At 39.2% G+C, this 22,140-nt stretch carries 22 protein-coding genes and 1 other annotated feature; of the genes, 13 read left to right on the forward strand and 9 right to left on the reverse strand.

Annotation, left to right across the window (positions count from 1 at the left end):
* The first annotated feature begins 22 nt into the window (after positions 1–22).
* The 3 genes from BHF68_RS00685 (at position 23) to BHF68_RS15000 (ending at position 2,391) form a co-directional block, all read left to right on the forward strand.
* Positions 23–1,405 (forward strand): sensor histidine kinase, encoded by a 1,383-nt coding sequence (locus tag BHF68_RS00685; RefSeq protein ID WP_084019103.1) that lies wholly within the window; start codon positions 23–25, stop codon positions 1,403–1,405.
* A gap of 220 nt (positions 1,406–1,625) precedes the next feature.
* The gene (locus tag BHF68_RS00690) at positions 1,626–2,267 is read left to right on the forward strand and encodes an accessory gene regulator ArgB-like protein (protein ID WP_069641727.1); all 642 of its coding nucleotides are present in this window, start codon (positions 1,626–1,628) and stop codon (positions 2,265–2,267) included.
* The gene (locus BHF68_RS15000) at positions 2,254–2,391 is read left to right on the forward strand and encodes a cyclic lactone autoinducer peptide (protein WP_084019104.1); all 138 of its coding nucleotides are present in this window, start codon (positions 2,254–2,256) and stop codon (positions 2,389–2,391) included. Before BHF68_RS00690 ends, BHF68_RS15000 begins: the two co-directional genes overlap by 14 nt.
* Before the next feature lie 59 nt (positions 2,392–2,450).
* Here BHF68_RS15000 and BHF68_RS00695 read toward each other — a convergent pair whose 3' ends face one another.
* The 9 genes from BHF68_RS00695 to BHF68_RS00735 all read right to left on the reverse strand — a co-directional run bounded on the left by BHF68_RS00695 (position 2,451) and on the right by BHF68_RS00735 (position 13,613).
* Entirely contained in the window at positions 2,451–3,026 is a 576-nt protein-coding gene (locus BHF68_RS00695) for an indolepyruvate oxidoreductase subunit beta (protein WP_069641728.1), read from the reverse strand.
* Between the two features lies 1 nt (position 3,027).
* Positions 3,028–4,797 carry an indolepyruvate ferredoxin oxidoreductase subunit alpha gene (iorA, locus tag BHF68_RS00700; protein ID WP_069641729.1) on the reverse strand — a complete coding sequence of 590 codons (1,770 nt, stop codon included), beginning with the start codon at positions 4,795–4,797 and terminating at the stop codon, positions 3,028–3,030.
* A 132-nt stretch (positions 4,798–4,929) separates the two neighbouring features.
* On the reverse strand, positions 4,930–6,264 hold the full coding sequence (locus BHF68_RS00705; RefSeq protein WP_069641730.1) for a phenylacetate--CoA ligase family protein: 1,335 nt from the start codon (positions 6,262–6,264) through the stop codon (positions 4,930–4,932).
* 79 nt (positions 6,265–6,343) lie between these two features.
* Positions 6,344–7,645 (reverse strand): TRAP transporter large permease, encoded by a 1,302-nt coding sequence (locus BHF68_RS00710; RefSeq protein ID WP_069641731.1) that lies wholly within the window; start codon positions 7,643–7,645, stop codon positions 6,344–6,346.
* Complete coding sequence (locus tag BHF68_RS00715; RefSeq protein WP_069641732.1) at positions 7,642–8,136, reverse strand: TRAP transporter small permease; 495 nt, start codon at positions 8,134–8,136, stop codon at positions 7,642–7,644. Before BHF68_RS00715 ends, BHF68_RS00710 begins: the two co-directional genes overlap by 4 nt.
* A 35-nt stretch (positions 8,137–8,171) precedes the next feature.
* Positions 8,172–9,251 carry a TRAP transporter substrate-binding protein gene (locus BHF68_RS00720; protein WP_069641733.1) on the reverse strand — a complete coding sequence of 360 codons (1,080 nt, stop codon included), beginning with the start codon at positions 9,249–9,251 and terminating at the stop codon, positions 8,172–8,174.
* 281 nt (positions 9,252–9,532) lie between these two features.
* The gene (locus tag BHF68_RS00725; protein WP_069641734.1) at positions 9,533–9,964 is read right to left on the reverse strand and encodes an ACT domain-containing protein; all 432 of its coding nucleotides are present in this window, start codon (positions 9,962–9,964) and stop codon (positions 9,533–9,535) included.
* Positions 9,965–10,046: 82 nt separating this feature from the next.
* On the reverse strand, positions 10,047–11,345 hold the full coding sequence (locus BHF68_RS00730; RefSeq protein ID WP_069641735.1) for a phenylacetate--CoA ligase family protein: 1,299 nt from the start codon (positions 11,343–11,345) through the stop codon (positions 10,047–10,049).
* A gap of 108 nt (positions 11,346–11,453) precedes the next feature.
* A complete protein-coding gene (locus tag BHF68_RS00735) occupies positions 11,454–13,613 on the reverse strand; it encodes a cell division protein FtsA (RefSeq protein WP_069641736.1) in 2,160 nt (719 codons plus the stop codon).
* A gap of 157 nt (positions 13,614–13,770) precedes the next feature.
* Positions 13,771–14,003 (forward strand) — a binding site (T-box leader).
* A 70-nt stretch (positions 14,004–14,073) separates the two neighbouring features.
* On the opposite strand from BHF68_RS00735, the gene hisC reads away from it, so the two are divergent.
* From hisC to cysK, 10 genes are all read left to right on the forward strand, one after another.
* Positions 14,074–15,189, forward strand: a complete 1,116-nt coding sequence (gene hisC / locus BHF68_RS00740; protein WP_069641737.1) for a histidinol-phosphate transaminase — start codon at positions 14,074–14,076, stop codon at positions 15,187–15,189.
* A 98-nt stretch (positions 15,190–15,287) separates the two neighbouring features.
* Positions 15,288–16,355 (forward strand): bifunctional 3-deoxy-7-phosphoheptulonate synthase/chorismate mutase, encoded by a 1,068-nt coding sequence (locus tag BHF68_RS00745; protein WP_069641738.1) that lies wholly within the window; start codon positions 15,288–15,290, stop codon positions 16,353–16,355.
* Between the two features lie 95 nt (positions 16,356–16,450).
* Positions 16,451–16,621: a DUF896 domain-containing protein gene (locus BHF68_RS15005; protein WP_084019108.1), complete on the forward strand. Its 171-nt coding sequence runs from the start codon at positions 16,451–16,453 to the stop codon at positions 16,619–16,621.
* A gap of 158 nt (positions 16,622–16,779) precedes the next feature.
* Complete coding sequence (locus tag BHF68_RS00750; RefSeq protein WP_069641739.1) at positions 16,780–16,935, forward strand: DUF1540 domain-containing protein; 156 nt, start codon at positions 16,780–16,782, stop codon at positions 16,933–16,935.
* 118 nt (positions 16,936–17,053) lie between these two features.
* On the forward strand, positions 17,054–17,320 hold the full coding sequence (locus tag BHF68_RS00755) for a hypothetical protein (protein ID WP_069641740.1): 267 nt from the start codon (positions 17,054–17,056) through the stop codon (positions 17,318–17,320).
* Between the two features lie 175 nt (positions 17,321–17,495).
* Positions 17,496–18,335, forward strand: coding sequence for an ABC transporter ATP-binding protein (locus BHF68_RS00760; protein ID WP_069641741.1), 840 nt, complete (start codon positions 17,496–17,498; stop codon positions 18,333–18,335).
* A complete protein-coding gene (locus BHF68_RS00765; RefSeq protein WP_069641742.1) occupies positions 18,277–19,023 on the forward strand; it encodes an ABC transporter permease in 747 nt (248 codons plus the stop codon). Before BHF68_RS00760 ends, BHF68_RS00765 begins: the two co-directional genes overlap by 59 nt.
* A 62-nt stretch (positions 19,024–19,085) precedes the next feature.
* Positions 19,086–20,075 (forward strand): aliphatic sulfonate ABC transporter substrate-binding protein, encoded by a 990-nt coding sequence (locus tag BHF68_RS00770; protein WP_069641743.1) that lies wholly within the window; start codon positions 19,086–19,088, stop codon positions 20,073–20,075.
* Positions 20,068–21,066, forward strand: a complete 999-nt coding sequence (locus BHF68_RS00775) for an aliphatic sulfonate ABC transporter substrate-binding protein (RefSeq protein WP_069641744.1) — start codon at positions 20,068–20,070, stop codon at positions 21,064–21,066. The genes BHF68_RS00770 and BHF68_RS00775 overlap by 8 nt, the downstream gene beginning before the upstream one ends.
* Positions 21,067–21,098: 32 nt before the next feature.
* Positions 21,099–22,016 (forward strand): cysteine synthase A, encoded by a 918-nt coding sequence (cysK, locus tag BHF68_RS00780; RefSeq protein ID WP_069641745.1) that lies wholly within the window; start codon positions 21,099–21,101, stop codon positions 22,014–22,016.
* Positions 22,017–22,140: the final 124 nt, after the last annotated feature.

Here is a 22,140-nt window from a genome sequence, read left to right on the forward strand (position 1 = left end):
ATTAGTTGAGAAACTGGAGGTTATGAAATTGATTACACCGATATCGTTTGTTTTTCAATCGGTTCCTGAGGCAATTGTGTTTGCAATCTTTTTTGTAGCGCTTATGGGAATGCGAGTAAAGGATAATTTAATTAAAGCTACTTTAGCTGGTGTTCTTTTAGCTAGCTCTACTGTAGTATTTTGGGCTGTAGAGTTACCATTTTTAGTACGATTTTTTCTGCAATTACCAGTGTTTTGGATTATTTTATACCTGATATTTAGAGCTCCGTTCAATAAGGTTATGATTACAGGAACAATTGCTTTTGGTTTATTAATAATTGCTGAAACTATAAGCCTTGAATTAGCGTTACTTATTTTTGGAATAACCCACGCAGATGTAATGCAGAGTGATTTCTTGAAAATAACTGTGGTAAGTGGTGGATATGTGGTTTTGTTGATAATATCTTGGGTTATGAATAAGAAAAGATGGTCATTGTTCAAGCAACAAGAGCAAATAGAAATGTATACTACAAAAGATGTTCGAAAAATTAATACATATTTAATGGTGCTTGTACTTCAAGTATTACTGATTGTAAGCATTAACCTTAGTTATGTTACGGGATTCTTTCAATTTAGCAATCTAGCATTTCACATAGTTACTTTTGTCTTAATTATTGTAACTGGCTTTTTATTGTTTTTTGCACATAACATCATTACTATATCGGCTAAGGCTGGTGAACTAGAAGCTCATAAAGAATATTTGAAAAATGTTAATGACCTATTTGTTACAATCCGCGGTCAACGACATGATTTTTTGAACCACTTACAGGTAATTCACTCTTATGCTAAGATGGGCAAAACAGAGAAAGTCCAAGCATATGCAAATAGCTTATTTGCAGAAGTGAAGGAAATTAGTAAGATAACGATACCTAACAACGCAACCCTTAGTGCACTATTGCAAACTAAAAATGTCTTAATGGAATCAGATGGTATTGAACTCGATATAAACGTTAAATCTAGTTTTCAAAACACTGCATTAAAGGATATTGAGCTAGTAAAGCTGGTTGGAAATCTTTTAGACAACGCTAGGGAAGCAATAATCGAAAATGATGTAGTAAAAGAGCAGCGAAAGATAATACTAAAAATATTTGATGATGCAGACTATACTCATTTAGTTGTCAACAACCTGCGTCCTACGTTAACGGAAGAACAAATTCAAAAAATGCTCGTATCGGGCTATACAACAAAAGCCAATCATACTGGCATTGGATTGTCGATAGTACAACAGATAGTTGAAAGATACAGTGGGATTATGAATGTAACTAGCTCCGAAACTGATGGAACGGTAATAGCAATAGCAATGCCTATAGTAAATAAAAGTACACCTGAGCTAACGAATACAGAAGCACCAACAATAATGCGATAAGCAAATAAGTTTAATCTATCTAAATGACTAGTATTTTAGCTACCAATAACTTGGTAGTTTTTTTTTTTTTTGAATCAAGGAAAAATTAGCAGGAATTTATGGAAATATGTAGAATTATAGAGAAATAAAGAAAGAGGAAATTTCAGTAAAGATAAGAAATGGTTAGTGGAATTGAATAATTGTAGGTTTTAATAACTAATAAAGTTAAGGGTGATTTTAGATGAAATTAATAGCCAAAAGCTTAGGTAATCATATAGCAAAAAAATCAACAGAACCAGTGTCAGCTAATGTAATAGCGTATGCTATTGAAGCACTATTGGGTGAAGCCATAAAGATAGTAGCCTTTTTAACTATTGGTTGGTTATTAAATTGTTTTATAGAAATGTTACTGGTTGTCTTTACTTATATTATTGTGCGAATTACATCAGGTGGACCTCATTGTACATCGTATATGCGTTGCTTTGCTGTGGGGCTACTAACCTTCACGCCTTTAGCTCTAATAGCTACCTTAGCGACTGTCAAATCTTTATCGGTATTGGTATTGATTAGTAGTATTGTCACAGCTTACGGTATATATCGCTGGGTTCCAGGTGAATGGCACGAGCGCAAGCTACGTAAAACAAAAGAGCATTATCAGAATGCTACAATAATAACAGTAAGTATCATTTTTGTACTGACTGTAAGTTCATTACTTACTAAGGATTTGTCATTGCTTACTTTAGGCATGGCTATGCAGCTAGGGTTATTATGGCAATTCATTAACATTTCACCTTTTGGTTATAAGTTGATCGCATTATTAGATCAGTTTATATTCAATATAACAAATTTCCAGAGGGGAGGTTCAATGCATGAAAAACCTTAAAGGAAAATTCTACACAAAGGCGGCTGCGATTCTTTCGGCAATTGCGGTAGCAGGAGTAGGTATTGCTAGCATGGGCACGATTTACGAGCCAGAAATGCCAGCAGAGCTAAAGGAATTAGACTAACATCACTAGACAAAAGCAAAATGTAAAAACACAGTAGGTAAAGAGAAAGGGCTGCCAGCTTATAGCTGGTAGCCCTTTTCAAATGCTTGTTTATTTAATTCTAGGAAGCGCTCAGGGATGATTTTCTCAAGTGCGCCGACCCATATTTCTTTGGCTATTGGTAGCTGTTTCGCTAGATAGCCCATCAGTACGATGTTGGCTGCCTTAGGAGTTCCACACTCAGTAGCGATTTTCAGTGCATCGACACTAGCTACATCTAAGCCTAAAGTGTCAATTTTCTCAATAATTTCACTAGGGTAGTCAGCAACACCCATGATAACAGGCATAGGTTCAATTTGTTGTTCACTTATCATTATTTTACCATCGGGCTTTAGGAATTCAGCCCAGCGATAGCCTTCCATTTGTTCAAAGGCTACGATGTAGTCAGCTTCACCTTTATCTATCGTAGGGGAAGCAATGTCATCACCGATACGTAACTGTGTAACTACACTACCGCCACGCTGCGACATTCCTTTGATTTCCGACATTTTGACATCGTATGCAGCATCAATTGCTACTTGGCTCATGAATTTACTAGCTAGGATTGTACCTTGTCCACCAACGCCGACGAGCAGAATATTTAATGTTTGTCGCATATTAGCAGCCTCCCTTGTCTGAGCATTTTACTATGGCATCGAAATGGCATAGCTGGATACAGAGGTCGCAACCATAGCAAAGGTTTTGATTGATTTCAATTTTATTGCCCTTTTTCACGATTGCTGGACATCCGATACGCATACAGGAAGTACAAGTAGTACAGTTTTCATTAATTTTAACTGGCTCATATTTATTGTCGTCGACAAAGATACAAGGATGCTCAACGATGATTACCGAAGGTTCATTGACAGCGAGCTCTTCTTTTATTAAATTCTGTAATTCCTGCAGTTCAAAAGGTTTAGCTTTAAATACGCGTTTAACACCAAGGGATTTACATAATAGTGCTATATCAACTTCTGTAGCTGCATCGCCCATAAGAGTTTTACCACTGGCAGGGTTTTCTTGCTGTCCCGTCATTGCAGTTATTCTGTTGTCCAGGATTAACGTAGTAGTCTGACCACCATTATAGACAATATCCATTAGCCCATTGACACCAGTGTGTAAGAAGGTCGAATCTCCTATTACTGCTACGGTTTTTCCTTTAAGGTCTGGATTTGCAAGCTCCATACCATGGGCACCACCGATACTATAGCCCATGCAGATCGTAGTATCCATAGCACTTAGAGGTGGAAGAGATCCGAGGGTGTAACAGCCAATATCACCCGATACGACAAGCTTCATTTTCTTCAGCGTGAAGAAAACGCCGCGGTGTGGACATCCAGGACAAAGCACTGGCGGGCGACCTGGAGTTGGTTGCTCAGATAGTTTTTCAGCAACGGTCGCAGCAGCTTCTAAGTTAGCGATTGACTCACCAAGAATTTTCTGACGGATAATTTGCACGCTAAGCTCACCAATGTTAGGCAACACATCTTTGCCTTTGACGGCAATACCCATAGCGCGAATTTGTTCTTCCATAAATGGATCTAATTCTTCTATTACATAAAGTACATCTACTTGTTTAGCGAACTCTTCAATTTTTTTCTTAGGTAGGGGATAACTAAACCCTAGCTTTAATATGGAAGCGTTTGGAAGAGCTTCTTTGGCATATTGATATGATACTCCACTAGTAATTACACCGATGGACGTATCGTTCATTTCAACACGGTTTAAAGGAGTAGTTTCACTATATTCTTCTAATTTACGTAAGCGATCCTCGATGATTACACGACGTTGTCTAGCGTATGCAGGAACCATTACGTATTTTTTCTCATCTTTTTCGTAAGGCTTTATTGGAGCTTTAATTGGCTCATTTAATTCTACTAGGCTTAAAGAGTGAGAAATTCTTGTTGTTGAACGTACTAGCACAGGGGTATCAAACTGCTCGCTAATTTCTAGGGCAGTTCCTACCATGTCCTTTGCTTCTTGGCTATTACTTGGCTCTAACAACGGAATTTTTGCAAATTTAGCGAAGAATCGGTTGTCCTGCTCATTTTGCGAGCTGTGCATCCCAGGGTCGTCGGCTGAAATAATTACTAGTCCAGCACGGACTCCAGAATAGGTAACTGTCATAAGTGGATCTGCAGCTACATTAAGACCAACGTGCTTCATAGCAACTAAAGCGCGGCTTCCGCCAAAGGAAGCACCAATACCTACCTCCAGTGAAACCTTTTCATTAGGTGACCACTGACTATAGATGGTGTCTTTGTATTTTGCTATGTTTTCTAGAATTTCGGTACTTGGTGTACCAGGGTAGGCAGCGGCAACGCGCACGCCATACTCGTAAGCGCCACGAGCAAATGCTTCGTTTCCTGACATAAGTTGTTTTGCCATCGGTGGTTTCTCCTCCATATCTCTATGCATTTATTATTTGGTAATAGCTAATTAGTAGCTAAATTTTATATATTACTCTAGTATATCTTTGTATTTCTATTATAACATTATAGGTAGCGTATAGTATCTATGCTATACGGCGCTAGCATGGCGACGGTCGATTACCCTAACGGCTTTACCAGCTGTACGTTCTAAAGACTTAGGCTCTAGTAATTTAACTTTAGCAGCTACTGATAGGACAGTTTTAATTTGGTCGTGAACTGTTTTTTCTAGCTGTTCAAGATCTCGATAACTACCTGTAAAATGATTTGGATCCATTTCTACCTGTACTTCAATAGCATCTAAGTGGCCACGTCTAGTTACGATGATTTGGTAATGGGTGGTCGTACCTGGGATGCCAGCCAATACACTTTCGATTTGTGATGGAAACACGTTAACGCCACGAATCTTAAGCATATCATCAGTTCTACCCATAACCTTTTGCATCCGTAGGGAAGCTCTACCGCATTCGCACTCTTCAGGGATTAGTCTACTAATATCTCGCGTACGATAGCGGATAACAGGGAAGCCTTCCTTAGTTAGGGTTGTAAACACAAGCTCACCCTTTTCACCTAAAGGTACAGGCTCTTCGGTAACAGGATCAATAACCTCTACTAAGAAGTGATCTTCATTAATGTGCATACCGTTTTTGCAGGTGCATTCTCCAGCTACACCAGGTCCGATAAGCTCGCTCATGCCATAATTATCTGTGGCTATTATTCCGAGGCGCTCTTCAATTTCCTGGCGCATATCATCGGTCCACGGTTCTGAACCAAACATCCCTATGCGGAGGGATAAGTCAGTACGGGGATCAAGTCCCATTTCCTCAGCAACTTCAGCTAAATGCAGTGCATAGGTTGGTGTGCAAATCAATACCGTTGTTTTAAAGTCCTGCATAAGCATGATTTGCTTCTTCGTTTGTCCGACTGAAGCAGGTATGATTAAAGCTCCCAGTCTTTCTAATCCGTAATGTAGACCAAAGCCACCTGTGAATAATCCGTATCCAAAGCAAATCTGAGCTCTATCCTTCGGTGTTACGCCAGCATTGGTAGCAATTCTTGCAACTACTTCAGCCCAGGTGTCTAAGTCTTGCTTGGTATAACCAACAACCGTTGGCTTGCCAGTAGTGCCTGAGGAAGCGTGAATACGAACTATATCCTCTAAGTCAGCTGCAAATAGATTAAATGGATAATTATCTCTCAGTGCGTCCTTAGTAGTGAAAGGCAGTTTTCGTACATCTGCAAGCGATTTGATGTCAGCGGGTGTAATTCCAAGCTTATTAAATGCCTCGCGATAATGGGGCACTTTGTCATACACCCTAGCTACGGTTTTTTGCAGATGTTCTAATTGAATTTGCTCTAAGCTGTCGCGATCTAGTGTGTGGAAGTCGTAGGGTGTAGTGCAGCCAAACTCCTTATTGTAGATCAAGATTGACACTCCTAACATAAGGGATTTTGAATGGTTTTATTGATACCTATAACTTTACTATATAATGGTTACTTTTCTATTACATGAGACCTGGTAGGAATAGTGCTATTTGTGGGAACAGGATAAGTAATACAATACATACCACTATAGCGAATAAGAATGGCCAAATGCCGCTAAATATTTCCATGACATCGACGTCCTTGGCAACTCCTGCAACAACGTACACATTAGCCCCAACTGGAGGGGTGATAACACCCATACCTAAAGCAAGTACTACAATTACTCCGAACCATATAGGATCAAAGCCTAAGGCTATAGCAATCGGATAAAATATCGGTGTAGTCATTAGTACTAAAGCAAGCCCATCTATGAATAGTCCCAAAAGGAAATAGGCAAGTAAAATTAGCAACAAGATAATTACTGGATGTAAAGTAGCTTCAACTGCTAAGGATGCGACTGAAGCAGGTAGACCAGTTACAGCTAGGAAGCGGCTATATACGAAAGCAGCTGCAACTAGGAATAGTATCATGGCCGATAACTTCACTGACTCTTCTAGTGACTTACGAAAACCTTCCCAGGTTAACGAACGTCTAATAACAGTCACTACTAATGTAGCAAAAGCACCAACGGCTCCAGCTTCCGTTGGTGTGAACCAACCCTGAAATAGTCCACCCATGACTGCAATGAAGATAAATACTACTTCCATCCCACCAGAAAAGAGTGCAAAAAACTTTTCTTTAAGTGGAATTTTAGGGCCAGCAGGTGCTATTTCGGGATTTCTTACTGCTTTTATATATACGGTTAACATAAATAACAGCATTAGAAGTAATCCTGGAACAATTCCTGCAACGAATAACTTAGCGATAGATTCACCTGTTGACACACCATATAGGATAAATATAACACTTGGGGGAATCATAACTCCGATAATTGCCCCTGCTGCAATTGAAGCAGTTGAAAAGGACTTTTTATAATTGTATTTGTTCATCTCTGGCATTGATACAGCACTCATAGTGGCGGCTGTAGCTGTAGTTGAACCACATATCGCACCGAAGGCTGTACAGGCTGCAATTGTAGCAATCGATAGTCCACCAGGTAAATCGCCGACAATTTTATATGTAGCAGCATATATCTTGGTACTTAAGCCCGAATAGTAAGCTATAAAACCCATCCATACGAAAAGTGGAATTACAATGAGTGAGTAAGATGAAAAATTATTGTATATAGTCTGCACTGACATTGTATAAGCGGCCGTAGGCGAAACCATATAAGCGTAACCGCCCATTCCAACAACAAGCATGATAAAGGATACAGGCATGCGTAAGAATAATAATACAAATAAAACTATTATAGATAATATGGCAGCAGCTACTGATGTCATTGTTCTTCTCCTTTTCGTAGGTTTATATATGCTGTAAGTAGGTTATTTGCAAGTACAAGTACAACTACAGCGAAGCCGATACCGACTAAATATATGATAGGCCATAACGGTATTTCAAGCTGACCAGTTGCAAGACCTCGGTTCATCATGCGATTGCCGTACACAAATGTTTGCCAAGTTAAAAGCGAAGTCGCTGTTATGGACAATACATTTGTAAATATGTCTATAGCTGCTTGCTTGCGAAAGGATAAATTGCGAACAAAAACATTAACAAAGATGTGCCCTTTTTTGTATAAGCAATAAGCGACACTAGTTCCTAAAATTACTGCACCAAGGATTTCAACTAACTCAACAGTGCCAGGAATTGGCTTCCAAATTCTACGCAGTATTATATTAGATACAATTAATAGCATGACCGCAACTAAAGCAATTTGCGCAATTTGTGATAATCTAGTGGAAATTGTGCCAGCTAATTGATTTAAGTATTTCATGATTGCATCTCCCATGTTTTATTGCAGATATTCACCTATTGAAAATAATTTCCGTACTCTGTTGACTGCTTTTGGTCAATATCTCGAACTTTTTCGATAATTTCTTGAGCAGGCAGTCCGTTTCTAGACATATCAGCGACCCAATTATCTTGAACGCCACTAATCGCATCAAGCCAACGCGCCTCTTCTGCTGACGATAGTGTAATCACTTCATGGCCAAATTCTTCAATTGCAAATTGCTGACCCTGTTTAGTGTAATTAGATCTAAGTACACCGTACTCGTAGACATACTTTGCATTGACTTCATTAAAAATTTCTTGAACATCACTAGGTAACGAATTCCATGTATCAAGATTCATGACTTTAACGAATGTGATGTTATATAGATATGGTGTCTTTACTATGTGACTAGTAACTTCTGCTAAACGAAAGCCTTGTAAGATATCTGTAGGGCCTAGGATGCCTCTAACAATTCCTTGGTCTAGGGATAAGTATGATTCTGACATTGGCAACGATACTGGCTCAGCACCTAACGCTTCCATTGCAGGTGAGCGACCAGCAACACGAATTTCCATACCCCTTAAATCCTCTAAGGTTGTTACTGGACTTGTTGTAATAATGTCACCAGGGCCAGTAGCCCAAAAGTGCATAACCTTAACATCACTGTATTCATTTTGTATAGCTTCAATAGTTTCGTATGCTTCTTGAATAGTCATCGAAGCAACTAACGCATTGTCGTTATTAAAGCCAGGTAGTTCAAGGGCTGTTGTAGCACGGAATATTCCTGCTGTGTATGATGGGCTAGTTGACCCTATATCTGCTACACCACTTGCAACTCCTTCATAAATCTCAGTTGCCCCTAATAACACACCGCCAGTTTGAAAGTTGATGTTTAATCTATGATCTGTTTCCGCTTCAACGCGGGCTTTAAGCTCAGCTGCCCATGCTTCATGCCCTTCTGTTACTTGAAAGTCGCCACTTGGCCAAAATGTTGCAAAGTTTAATGATATATTCTTCCCACCTGCATCACCAGTTGGATTCGCTGACGAACAACCGATTATTGTAAGTGCGGCAACTAGCGTTACCAAAATAACTAACAAACAATTTCTTCTCACTGTAAAAACCCCCATTATTATTCTGAATATAAAGCAGTCTAAATCTCACTGATTTACCTAAAAGCTTAAAAGCTTTAAAGCAATAAAGTATTTTACAGAGAATTATAACAGATGTAAGGCTTGTTTGTCAGTCCTTTTTTTGAAAATTGTGATTTTATTTTATTCGTCCTTGATGTGTCAGAGTAATTTGTGAACGAGTTACATAAAAGAAAAAACTGGGCGCAAAACCCAGTTAACAGATAAGGTGATATGAAGACTGTTATATTACATAACAACTTAGATTACAGCTCGTATACCTGAGCCCCTTTTAATACCGTTATATTGTTTTTCTGTAGTGTTTCAATTGCCCTTTCAATTTCTTCGACTCGGAATACGACCAGAGCCGCTTCTTCTTTTTTCTCTAAGAATGCATAAAGGTACTCGATGTTGATTTTATTTTCATCCATCAAGCGTAGCACTCGGCTTAATCCACCAGGGCTGTCATCAATTTCTACGGCAATTACATCGGTTTCACTTACAGTAAAGCCCTGTTCTTTAAGTAGCTGGTAAGCCATAGCTGGGTTGTTGACAATCAATCTCAGGATACCAAAATCTGTCGTATCAGCAATCGATAAAGCGCGAATGTTAATTTTGTTACTACCGAGTGTACCAGTGACTTCGGCTAAGCGGCCGGTCTTATTTTCTAAAAACACAGAGATTTGTTTTACTAACATGGACATAACCTCCTATAATTATATTTTTTCGTTATTTTAGTTTAAATTTTATATATCTTACGTTTATTATATTTTACGTTTGTTATATTTTCCGCTTATCTAGAATGCGTTTTGCTTTGCCTTCACTTCTTTCTATGGTCTTCGGCTCAACGAGGCGAATCTTCGCAGCAATTCCAAGTATGCTATCGAGCTCTTGGCGGATTTTCCGCTCCAATTGCTCTAAGCGTTTAATCTTATCTGAGAACATCGACTCCGATACCTCTACTAATATTTCTAGTGTATCAAGTGTGCCGACACGATTAACAACTAATAGATAGTGTGGTTCTGTATCGCCTATAGATAATAGAACGCTTTCTACCTGTGAAGGGAAGACGTTAACACCTCTAATTATTAGCATATCGTCAGAACGGCCCGTTACACGCTTCATTTTGACGTGGGAGCGGCCACAGGAGCAAGGGTCAATAGTTAATCTTGTAATGTCCCTTGTGCGGTATCTAAGTAATGGGATACCTTCCTTAGTGATTGTTGTAATAACTAATTCTCCTTCAGCACCGTATGGTAGTACCTCACATGTGTCTGGATCTATAATCTCAGGAATGAAGTGGTCTTCAAAAATATGCAGACCGTCCTTCTCCTTACATTCTGCAGCGACCCCAGGCCCCATAATTTCACTTAATCCATAGATATCAAAGGCATCGATTTGTAAGCGGTCTTCTATTTCTTGACGCATTTTCTCAGACCATGGCTCTGCACCGAATACACCTGTCTTTAAATTTAGCGATTCCCTTGGAATTCCAGATTCCTCTAGCACCTCAGCTATAAACAAAGCGTAGGAAGGTGTACAGCAAAGCACCTCTGTTCCAAAGTCCTGCATTAGCTTAATCTGTCGCTTAGTATTTCCACCAGAGATAGGTACTACAGTTGCACCTAAATGTTCAGCGCCATAATGAACTCCTAATCCGCCAGTAAATAAACCATAGCCATAGGCGTTTTGAACGACGCTACTAGGGGTAGCTCCGTAGGAGGTTAGTGAGCGTGCCATAAGCTCCTTCCAGTTTTCAATATCATTCTTTGTATAGCCTACAACCGTTGGGTTTCCAGTTGTACCTGAGGAAGCATGTAGACGGACTATGTTTTCCCGAGATGTTGCAAACAGCCCAAAGGGATATTGGTCCCTTAAATCCTGTTTTGTTGTGAATGGAAGCCTTTGCAGGTCGCTTAAAGATTGGATATCGTCTGGTTTAATTCCAAGCTCCGAAAGCTTTTCTTGATAGAAGGGTACATTTTCATAGACCCGCTTTACTAGCTGTTGAAGCCTTTCGAGCTGCAAAACTTCTAATTCATTACGCTCTATTGTTTCTAATTCTGTACTAAAATACATAAAAAACCCCTCTCTCCATAGAACTGTTATATAGCATATGAGTTATAAAGAACTCTAATTCTACAAAAGAGGGGGTTATCCTGCAAAAATATCTGATTTTTTAGAAAATTAATTTTCTTCCCAAGTTAAATCTATTGTGTCACCTGTCTTTAAAGGAGCATCAAAGGTTGCTGGGCTGCCATTAAGAAGCATTTTTAGGCGACTTGAGTCCTTGGGTTTTTTTGCCATGATGTCAATGAATTTAAAAATATCATTAAACATTAATTGAATGTGATTATTACGTACCACTTCAATTACGTCCTTATCGGCTACTTCATTTGATAGCTGAGTGGGATTGCCTTTGTTAAGTATTTTAATACCTGGATGGTATAGGGTAACAGGGCTGCCATTGACCTTAACATTTACTTCATAGCCGACTATTAATTCAGGTTCAATTACGTCATACAGTTTATAGGCTTTATGCTGCTGGGTCTGCATACTAATATTATCATTAGGACGAACCCGTGTACTAAGGCTTGCTATTTGGTCATTTAGGAAAATCTCAGACTTACCACCTGGAAGTAATTTTGTTTGTCCATTAACTACAATTGACATATCACTGTTTCCAGTTGCATAGTCGGTAATACCTACAGCCTCAAAACACTCTTTTACTGTTGATGGGGGATGGCAAATGATACTTGCACGATCAGCAAGCTGCTGGTCTATAGTAGCGGGCTTACCGTTATAGAAAATTAATACGGGTAGCTCTCGGGACTGTCCTTTAAGGACGACCTGTAACGGTGCCAATTCGTCGTCTTTAAGAATGTCAGCAATCGTTCCAGTAGCATCTGCTCCAGGCATGCCAGGTTCTATAATTAATTGATCATCTTCTTTAATGATGGTATCTAGGGTAGCTGGTTCGTTATTTAATAAAATTAAAGGTGGAGTGCCGTATTTACCCCTTATTATACGTATGCTGCCGTTGACCTCGACGCTAAGTGCCATGCCAGGCTTACCATGTAACTTATGCATATCTATGCCAGCAGCGATTAGCGCATCACCGACAGTTAGTTTTTTCAAATCGAAGACACGAACCTTTTTGTTATTAACCTTTATATTGATAAAATCAATGTGGTGAGCTAATGCCGACACAACTATACCAACAGGCGTAACTGCCTCTGGACCCTTTAGGATTTCATGCTGGCCTATTAAGTTACTAATAGCCTCAGCGCCCCTAACAGCCACCCTTTCTTTCGGTAGGCTTACCTTTTGCGCTAATATTTCTGGTAATAGGGGAGTCATGCTACCACCCCCTACTAGCATAATAGCCTGCGGTGTAACTTTGTTCAGACTGAGTATGCGCTCGGCAATTTGATTAGCCAATACATCTACATGCTCGCGAATCTCACTAATAATTTCTTTACTTGCCTTCTCATAGCTAAATCCGAGTACGTCCTCGTAGGTAACGGTTTCTTCCCTGAGGGACCTTTTGAGAGCTTCGGCTACATTGAAATCCAATAGATATTTCTGGCTAATGGCTTCCGTTATTTCATCCCCAGCGCTAGGTACCATATCGTAGGCTGTGATTGTACCTTCGGCAGTTATGGCAATATCAGAAGTACCTGCACCAATATCTACTAAGGCCAAATTTAATTTTCTCATTGTCGGAGGTATTAAGACATTAATAGCAGCAATTGGCTCTAACGTTAATGCAGATATCTCTAAATCAGCACGCTCAAGGGCAGCCTGTAACGAGTCAACAACTACCCGGGGTAGGAAGGTTGCTATTACGTCAATTTTTGCTTGTTCACCATATTGATCTATGATACTAGCGATTGGACTACCGTCAATTGCATATTCAACAATACTGTATCCGACACAGTGATACTTTGTTTTGTCGACGCCTTCGTTTTCTTTGACTAACATTTTCTGAGCCTGTTGTACTGCCTCAAGTTCAAAAGCAATAACTTCATCACGACTTGTAAAAGGTTTGTCTTTAATCGAATGCGTTAGTGTAGTTCTGACTGTTTTCAGAGACCTACCGGCAGCAGCTACGGCAGCATGTGTTAATTGAATGCTGTGTTCATCTTCGATTTTTTGTTTAATAGCTTTGATAATACTTGCGACCTTAAGTACGTCATGAATTTGGCCGTCAAGCATGGAACGCTCCTGGTGTTCAAATACCTCACAGCTTGCAATGTTAAGCTTGTCCCCTTCTGGATAAGCTAGGATTCCTACTATACTACGGGTTCCAATATCTAGGGCAAAGATTGGTGCTGGCTGTTGCATTACATAGTCACCTCAAATTCTGATTGTAATACATCTATTTATGTAGAATCATATCGAAAAAAGCAAAATATAACAATGCATCTTGCATAATTTTTTTTTGCGTGATATAATTCAAAAAATTATAAAGAATACTTAGTTCTAATGGACTAAAGATTAATACTTTGCTTTGATGGAGACTAGTAAATAGTTAATCATCTACCAGGGAATAGACGCCAGCGACTGGAAGCGTCTTAGATGGAGAGACTGTAGAATTCACTCCAGAGCTAACGACTGAATTATATTTCATACAGTAGGTCGAACGCAGCCCAGCGTTATGGGAATCAAGTGATTACTAATTTAGTAGTAACACGGGTGGTACCGCGGAATTCAAACCTATGTTTCGTCCCGATTTTGGGCGAAGCATGGGTTTTTTTAATATTCAAAAACATATAAGAAAATATAAAAAGCTGGAGGGATCACTATGACAAACACAAGCAATGGATTAGAAAGATTTGTTAGAAACTGCTTACATGATTTAAAACCTTATATTCCGGGCAAGCCTATTGATGAGGTGAAAAGGGAGCTAGGTTTAGATCGCGTTATTAAATTAGCGTCCAATGAAAATCCGATAGGTGCTTCTGCGGCATCTAAGGAAGCTACTAGAAAGCTTCTAGACCAAAGTCATATATATCCTGATGGCAACTGTTTTGAACTAAAGCAGGCGATAGTAAAAAACCTGCAGGTGTCTATGGATCAGCTGATAATTGGTAATGGCTCTGATGAGATTATAAAGCTTTTAGCGGAAGCGTTTTTAAATCAGGGTGACGAAGTAATCGCGCCAACCCCGTCTTTTTCGGAGTATTGGTTTGCTGCTACGGTAATGAATGCTTATGTTACAGGGGTTCCGTTGAAGGATGATTTTACCTATGACATAGATGCAATGATTCAAGCTGTTACGCCGAAAACAAAAATGATTTTCCTATGCAGCCCTAACAATCCGACAGGTACGTACTTATCGAAGACTGAATTAGAAACAATTTTGAACAATATACCTTCAGATATCGTTGTCGTAATGGATGAGGCGTATTATGAGTACGCAACTGCAGATGACTTTGCAACTGGTATTGATTATATAAATAGTCACCGAGTAGTGGTGCTTAGAACCTTCTCGAAAGCTTATGGCTTAGCAGCCTATCGTGTTGGATTTGGTATTGCCAGTAAAGAACTGATTCACTATATAAACCGTGTGCGAGAGCCATTTAATGTTAATAGCTTTGCACAGGTTGCCGCAACAGCAGCAATAGCAGACCAAAAACATGTAGAGGATAGCAGGGACATAGTTGAAGAAGGGAAAAAGCTTTTATATAATGCCTTTGAAGAGCTAGGCTTACCGTATGTACCTACACAAGGAAATTTTGTTTTTGTAGATACTAAGAAAGACTCAAAGGATGTATTCACGAAGCTTTTACACAGAGGTGTAATAGTACGCTCTGGAGACATTTTTGGTCAGCCGACATATATTCGAGTAACCTTCGGTACGGCTGAGGAGAATGAAATATTTATTAACGAACTTAAGGAAGTATTAGCAGAATTGTAAAATTGCTAAAAGCTAAAAGCTAAAAGCTAAAAGCTAAAAGCTAAAAGCTAAAAGCTAAAAGCTAAAAGCTAAAAGCTAAAAAATTTGGAGGGATTTATATGACAGCAGAAAGATTAAAGGAACTACGTGGTCAATTAGATGATATCAACATAGAGCTATTAGATTTAATAACAAAAAGGGCAGAAATTGTAGCGGAAATTGGTAAGGTAAAGGCTAAAATCGGTACAAAGCGATTTGACCCTGTACGTGAGAGTCAAATGCTTGAAGAGCTTGTAAGTAGAAATAATGGGCCATTCTCAGATGATACAATCCGCCACTTATTTAAGCAAATCTTCAAAGCATCATTAGACTTACAAAAAACAGATCAACAAAAGGAATTATTAGTAAGTCGTAAAATTAAAACAACGGATACAGTTATAGATATTAAAGGGCTGAAGATTGGGGCTAACAATAAAGTCATCATAGCTGGACCTTGTGCGGTAGAAACTTATGAGCAGACATACGCTGCTGCTGAGAATCTAAAGAAACAGGGCGTACGTATGCTGCGCGGCGGTGCCTTTAAACCAAGAACATCACCGTATGATTTCCAGGGTCTTGGAGAAGAAGGTTTGCAAATTTTACGTAAGGTAGCAGATGAGCTTGACTTAATCGTTGTTAGTGAAATTGTAAGTCCTTATGACATGGAAGCAGCTCACAAATATATCGATGTAATTCAGATTGGTGCTCGTAACATGCAAAACTTTGAACTACTTAAAGTCGCAGGAGAAGCAAGTATACCAATTATTCTTAAGCGTGGATTAGCCGCTACCTTAGATGAATTTATGTTTGCTGCTGAGTATGTAGTATCCCATGGTAACAGTAATGTTATCCTTTGCGAGCGCGGTATTAGAACGTACGAACGTGCAACGAGAAACACATTAGATATTTCGGCGGTTCCAATACTTAAACAAGAAAGCCATTTGCCAGTTATTGTTGATGTAAGTCACTCAACAGGACGTAAGGATATTGTAATTCCGACGGCTAAGGCATCATTAGCAGCAGGCGCTGATGGTATTATGGTTGAGCATCATCCAAATCCACCAGTAGCATTATGTGATGCAGCACAGCAATTAAATCCTGCAGAATTTGAACAGTTATGTGAAGCGTTAAAGCCGTTTCTAAGCTAAATTAGCAAAAAAAAGCAAATTCTATACGAAGTTGCCATTCACTGTCTAAAATGTTACGATGGATGCATATCATTGTATACGGAGGCAGATAGCAATTGATTACCAATGAGAAAATTGAACGTATTAACGAACTAGCTAGGAAATCTAAGGAATTTGGACTTAGCCGCGATGAGAAGAATGAACAGTTAATGTTGAGACAAGAGTACATTCAATCTGTGCGCCGATCATTAAAATCAAATCTTGATCAAATACGATTTGTAGATTAGTTATGATTTGTAGATTAGTTATTAAGGAAGAAGTGATATCAATAGATATTGCTTCTTTTTTTCGATTAATGGCGCGTATAGCTGTGGTGGTGCCAAGTTTTGTTTTGTATGTTTTGTAGCTGGTGGGACATTTTATATATAGAAGGGGGTGTTTGATAATGGCTAAAGATGTACTTTGTGAAGTAAGTAACTGTAAATACTGGGCTCAGGGGAACAAGTGTGACGCTGATTCCATCTATGTCGTAAGTCAATCAGGTCAACAAGCTTCTTCTGAGAAAGAAACAGATTGTAAGACTTTTGAGACTACAATGTAATTATGCTGTTTTAACAAGTTTGTAGTTTTATTTTTCTAAAATGGGTACCTGTATATACACGATTTGTATACATACAGGTATCCATTTTACACTAAAAACTGATGGGGAGTGGGGACTATTGATTACTACAAGGCGACATTTTATTAAAGCAGCTATGTCGTTCGTTGTCATAGCATATATTGAACTTCTAACCACGTTACCAGCAAATAGGTATAAACCTTCAGAGGTGTTAGAAGAAGTCAGCACTGAACAACATTTAAATCCACAACAAAGATTATATGATTACGAGATGAACACATACATAAGTTCATTTGGTGAGATGAAGCATATATCTTGCGTTGATTGCTTTGAACTTAACGACTATTTACTACGGGACCTTGCTTAAAATAAAGGGTCTTATTTTTTTGGAATTTTTTAATCAAATATAAATTGTATTTGATACAAATTTTTATCATTGCCTATTGACAACAGGTATAAAAAGTATTTATAATAAACAAAACAACTAAATCATAGTAAAACTATCGGAATTACAATAATTAAAAATGAATGAGGTGGCTAAGGTGCTTACAATAAAAAAAGTATATAAGAGCTTTCCAGGTGAAAAAACTGACAACCTAGTCCTAGATGGAATTGATTTAGAAATTAAAACAGGGGAATTTGTTGCGTTATTAGGGCCATCTGGCTGCGGGAAGACGACGCTTATGAATATTGTAGCTGGACTAGAGCAGGCAAGCTCGGGCACTGTCACACTTCATGGCAAAGAGGTAACAAAGCCTGGTCCTGATCGCGGGGTAATTTTTCAAGAGTCTGGATTGTTCCCATGGATGACTGTAGAGCAGAATGTTGCTTTTCCGATGAAGCAGCAAAGTCGCTTTTCAAAAGAATATATCAAAAACTCAGTAGATCGCTATCTACGGATGGTGCATTTACATAAGTACCGTGATGCACTGCCCCATCAGCTTTCAGGAGGTATGAAGCAAAGAACGGCAATAGCTCGTACATTCGCTATGGAGCCAGAGGTACTGCTTATGGATGAACCATTTGCTGCACTTGATGAACAGACACGGATGATGCTCCATTACCAGTTGGGTAAAATCTGGCAGGAGAGTAAGAAAACAATCATTTTTGTTACTCACAATATCCGTGAAGCGTTAATCCTAGCGGATCGCATAATAGTTATGGCGACACAGCCAGGCAAGATTAAGAAGGAGTTTATTATTGAAGAAAGTAGACCAAGGGATTTCCAAAACGATATATTGCATTACCATGAGAAACAAATTTTCGATGCATTAGGTGAAGAGATAGATAAAGTTATGAAACAGGAAATGGGGGAGAGTATCTATGCTCAAAAGAATAGGATTCATGGTGATTCTGATTCTTATATGGGAGGGGCTATTTAGACTCGAACTATGGGAGCCATATATGTTCCCATCCCCATGGATGGTTACAGAAACACTATATAGAAATATAGCTTCAGGCGCTTTGATATCAGCAACGATAGCTAGTATGAAACGCTTGCTGATTGGTTACACATTAGGAGTTGTTATTGGAGTATTCATAGGATTTCTAATTGCTCGCTACAAATTAGTAGAAGAAACATTAGGTTCATTAGTTCTAGCGTTGCAAACAATCCCAAGCATCGTATGGCTACCGCTTGCACTATTGTGGTTTGGCTTTGGAGAACCAGCAATTATCTTTGTAGTTACCCTTGGTGGTGTTTGGACGATGGTAATGAACACATCATCAGGAATTAAAAATGTACCTAGGATTTACATTAAGGCTGGGCAAACAATGGGATTAAGTGACGCGAGCATGTTAACAAAGGTAATGATACCAGCCGCTGTACCACAAATTATTACAGGAATGCGTTTGTCTTGGGCCTTCGCTTGGAGAGCGTTAATGGCAGGGGAGTTAATTGGTGCAGGTGACGGATTAGGATACATCCTAATGTGGGGTAGAGATACTGCAAACATGAGCTTAGTAATATCAATTATGATTATAATTGCACTAATCGGTATGATTACAGACTCTTTAATCTTTAGTAAGTATGAAAATAAAGTGTTAAGACGCTATGGACTATTGAAGTAACAAATATTGAAGTATTAGTGGATATTGAAGTGTTAGATTTTACAGTGTTCAGAGGTGTGCAGATGAAGAATAGGTACTTAAGCATAACGGTATTATTGATTGTTGTATTATTTATTAGTGCTTGCAGCCAGTCGTCAGAAACAGATAGCAGTCAGCAATTGAGTATAGGATATTTCCCAAATGTTACACATGCACCAGCGATGGTTGGTATAGAAGCTGGGATATTTGCGGACCATTTCCCAGAATTGGATTTATCATATCAGACGTTTGCGGTTGGTAACTTATTGATGGATGCCCTTGCCACAGGGAAGATTGATATAGGTTATGTTGGTCCAGGACCAGTAATCAACCGCTACCTCCAAGGTGCTAAAGTCCAAATCCTAGCAGGTGCAAGTAATGGTGGTATGCTGCTAGTAGCCAACCCAGCTACAGATATCAATACGACAGCAGATTTGGCAGGAAATATAGTTGCTACACAAGCTATTGGCGATAGTCGAGACATTATGCTACGCCATCTACTGAGTGAAAACAACCTAGCGTTGGAACAGCAGGGTGGTACCGTAAGGCACCGAATCCAAGGTGCGGCAACAATCCAAAGTGCTTTTAGTCAGCAACAGCTCGATGCAGCAATGGCACCTGAACCTTGGGGAAGTCTATTAGAGCAAAACGGTGCCAGGGTAATGCTGGACTGGAATGAGTTTCCGTATGCAGGGCAAGTGCCTGCAACGATAATAGTAACTTCTGAAAGTTACGCTAGAAATAACCCTGATATAATAGAAAAATTTCTGCAAGCTCATAAAGAAACAATTATTTATATAGAGCAAAATAAAGAAGAAAGCTTAATGATTATGCAGCAACAGATTAGAAATATCACACAACAGGAAATATCGACTGAAGTTTTGGCTAAATCACTTATAAGAAGTCCAATATCATTGGAGATAGATCAGGCGGCATTTACAATGGTATTCGAAAATGCTAAAAAAATGAACAATATAACAAATGTACAGTCAGAAGGACTGTTCTACAAACAAGGGGGAAATGAAAATGAATAAGAAAATAATATTTTTAATTACAATCGTTAGTATACTGGCTTTGGTGGCTATGGGTTGCGCGAGTAACGCCAGTAAAGATAGTAACACAATTAGCATAGGGTATTTCCCTAATATTACCCACGCTCCTGCGATGATTGGTTTGGAAAAAGGATTTTTCGCTGAAGAATTAGAAGGGTATGAAATTCAAACACATACATTCTCTGGTGGTTCATTATTCATGGATGCAATGGCAACAGGCCAAATTGATATAGGTTATGTTGGGCCAGGGCCAGCACTTAACCGTTTTGTGCAAGGCGCTAAGGTAACAATTCTTGCAGGCACAAGTGACGGCGGTGTAATGATAGTAGCAAATCCAGACTCAGGCATTGCAACATTAGAAGATTTATCGAACAAAGTAGTGGCAACTCACTCACTAGGATGTACACATGACCTAATTCTTAGGCAGGCATTAGCTCCACTTGGAATGAACATGCAACAAGCAGGCGGTACAGTAGTTCACAGATCGCAAAATCCTTCAGCAGTTCGTGGTTTATTTGCACAAAACCAAATCGACGCATCGAGCATTCCAGAGCCATGGGGAACTATGCTAGAGGCTGAAGGTGCAGTGGTAGTTAAAGATTGGGATGAACTACCATTTAACGGACGCACGCCAGCGACTGTAATTGTAACATCACAGAAGTTTATCGAGCAAAATCCAGAGGCTGTTGAGCAGTTCTTAAAAGCACACGTACGCTCAATCGAGTATATCGAAACTAACACACAGGATTCATTAGAAGCTATTAACAAAGTGATTAACGATATTACACAACAAGATATAGATGTAGATATTCTTGCTAGATCATTAGAGCGTAGCCCAATGACTTATGAGATTAACATGGAATCAATGGATGCAATGGCTGTGATATCTGAAGAAAGCGGCGTTACTACAAGCTCTAATATCTCTGGTTTGATTGACTTATCCATTTTAGAGCGAGTACTAGCTAATAGATAAAAGAAAACTTAGTAAGAATAGAGGAGATAAGTATGAAGGTAGTAAACAATATAACAGAGCTCGTGGGAAACACTCCTCTCGTAAAATTAAACAGAGTTGTGCATGCAAATTCTGCTGAAGTGTATGCAAAGCTGGAATTCTTCAATCCTACAAAAAGTGTCAAGGATAGAGCAGCGCTAAATATGTTCATGGAGGCAGAAAAGCAAGGGTTGATTAACAAGGATAGTACAATCATAGAGCCTACTAGCGGTAATACAGGGATAGGTTTAGCGATGGTTGGGGCTGCCCTTGGATATCGTACAATTCTAGTAATGCCAGATTCTATGACCCTTGAGCGTATACTGATTCTTAAGGCCTACGGTGCAGAAGTAGTTTTAACGCCTGGTGACAAGCGGATGCCAGGAGCTATAGAAAAGGCTGAACAGCTCCTAGCTGAGATTCCAAATAGCTTTATGCCGCAACAATTTAATAACCTTGCAAATCCTGATATACACAGGACAACTACGGCACTAGAGATTCTTCGTGAGCTTGATGGGAAGCTTGATGCATTTGTAGCCACAGCTGGCACTGGGGGAACAATAACGGGAACGGGTGAAACCTTGAAGCAGCAACTTCCTGAGATAGAAATTCATGTCGTCGAACCACAGGGTTCACCTGTATTATCTGGTGGAGAACCAGGTAGTCATAAGATTATCGGAACAAGCCCAGGCTTCGTACCGAGTATTCTAAACCAAAAAATATATGATGAAATACATTTGATTAGCGATGAAGATGCAATTCAAATGACAAAGGACCTTGCTAGAAAAGAGGGTATTTTGGTCGGAGTATCAGGTGGGGCGGCTATATTTACTGCTGTAAAAGTAGCAGCTAAGCTTAGCCCTGAGCAAAAGGTAGTCGTCATTGCCCCTGACACGGGTGAAAGATATCTAAGTATGGGCTTCTTTGGATAGAACCATAAAGTCTTAAAAAAGCCTTAATGCTAAAAGTTAATTTTTCATTGACGCACAAGCCTCTATTCAGTTAATGTATATAGTAGCTAGGCAGTTAGCTGAGAAAAAATAGAGGAGATGAGTG

It is taken from the genome of Desulfuribacillus alkaliarsenatis (genome assembly GCF_001730225.1).
GTDB classification, from domain to species: Bacteria; Bacillota; Bacilli; order Desulfuribacillales; family Desulfuribacillaceae; genus Desulfuribacillus; species Desulfuribacillus alkaliarsenatis.